Here is a 1,748-nt window from a genome sequence, read left to right on the forward strand (position 1 = left end):
CAGTGATGCTTACAGGAAGATCACCACGAACATCCACACCTACCACTTCTGCACGATCTTGAATCGCTGCGAACTGAGCCGCATCAAATACGTCTTTAGGCAGCGCAATACCTTCTGTAATATCGACTTTGCCTTTGCCCGCCTCAACGTGCATTGGCGTTGGTAACAACGTCGTGGAGACGTCTTGTTTCACTAAGTCGTCGTTCTTCACGAAACGCGATACCGCACTGGCAAAGATGTTGTTGTCATCTGGTGTACGTTTTAGGTTATTACCCTCAAGACCAGTGACAAAAGAAGCCACATCTTCAGTATTGAGAGAAGCGATCATTTTAGGTTCAGCGTTTGGCGCTGCAACAAATGCACCCGGCATAAAATCTGTTTCAAAAAGCTGCCAGTATTCACCGATCAGAGGAAGAACCACCTCTTCACCCGCTGCAAAACCATCAAACTTATCAGTTGGTTCAAGTTTGTGTAGATCACCCGTTACGCGAGAGATTTTAAACTGTTCATTGTCGACATCTAGGATCAAACGAATGCTGTGAAAGTAGATCGCCCAATCTTTTGAGTTAACTGCTTCGCCTTGGTTTACTAGCGTCATGTTGACCTTGTTACAAGATGCCCACTCAGCGCCCAAATCCTGACATGCCAGCTCCTCATTAGCACCATGGTTAGTGAGCACTTGATACTGGATATCAAGGTTATCAGCCAGTGAATTTACAACTTGTTGCTCAGAGCTTTGCAGAGCAGAACAACCTGCTAGTGTTGCGATAACAGAAGCAGCAATCAAACTAGGTTTCAACATCTTACTTTCCCCAAAAAGTCAGTGGTTCAAAACGACAATTACGCAATTTAAAAGCACCCAAATCTGTGGTGCTCAACAATGTCATTCAACATACAAGCAGTTATTTCCAAGCGTAAAATAAATAAAAGTAAGAAGTGATCCAGCTCAAACTCCACTCACCAAGAAAAAATATAAACACATTTATTTCATGCACTTACAACCAACGTCAAAATCGAACAACTTATTTTGACGAGTTTGTTGCGATCTAAATCACCGATTCCGATTGATTTGGTATGACTTTGTAGGATTCGGATCACATCTGATTATTTTGTGAACCATTAATAACAAACTCACCAATTTAGCTTTCGTGAAGTCAATCTCATTTTTAGCGTGTCAAAACTCGTCAATATTGTTTGAAATGACGTTTTTGTCGATTGGTTGGTTTATCCAATCGTTGCAAAAAAGAGTTTTAAAGTGAGCTCTGGTGTCTAAGCTTTATTTGGGTATAAAGTAATATCCCCTGTGAGTTGTAGATGCTGAAATCAGAGTCTCACCATAAGATTCAGCCGAGGATAAAAACTATGTTTCGCCTAATGACACTGATGTCATCTCTTATTGTTATCTTTACCTCCTTTTCGTCCTACGCTGAGCCTCAACACTGGCGAGCTAAAAAAGGCGACACGGAATACATGATTATCGGCTCCGTACATGTCGGTGATAAAAGCATGTATCCACTTCCGAAAAACATCACTAAGTTTTTGGAACAAAGCTCGGGCTTAATTATTGAGGCCGATGTAAGAAGCTCTGAAGGTGTGGTGTACCCAGTGAGTTCGATTCTCTCTAAAGACGTACTCGACAAAACTCAACGCCAACTGTTAGTGAACATCGCCAAAGATCTAGGCATGGCAGAAGCGCAACTTCTCAATGCGCCACCTTGGACCGCAGCTCTGACCATCCAACTCGCGCT

Annotated in this window: 2 protein-coding genes; one reads left to right on the plus strand and one right to left on the minus strand. The window is 42.4% G+C overall.

Going from position 1 to position 1,748, the window contains the following annotated elements; genetic code table 11:
- On the minus strand, window positions 1–802 hold an 802-nt coding region (locus R8N46_RS24455; RefSeq protein WP_318189683.1), incomplete at its 3' end, for a carbohydate-binding domain-containing protein.
- A 560-nt stretch (window positions 803–1,362) separates the two neighbouring features.
- Here R8N46_RS24455 and R8N46_RS24460 point away from each other — a divergent pair.
- Window positions 1,363–1,748 (plus strand): TraB/GumN family protein (locus R8N46_RS24460; RefSeq protein WP_318189684.1); only part of this gene is annotated, 386 nt, incomplete at its 3' end.

This window comes from Vibrio sp. 1874, from assembly GCF_033344395.1.
GTDB classification, from domain to species: Bacteria; Pseudomonadota; Gammaproteobacteria; order Enterobacterales; family Vibrionaceae; genus Vibrio; species Vibrio alginolyticus.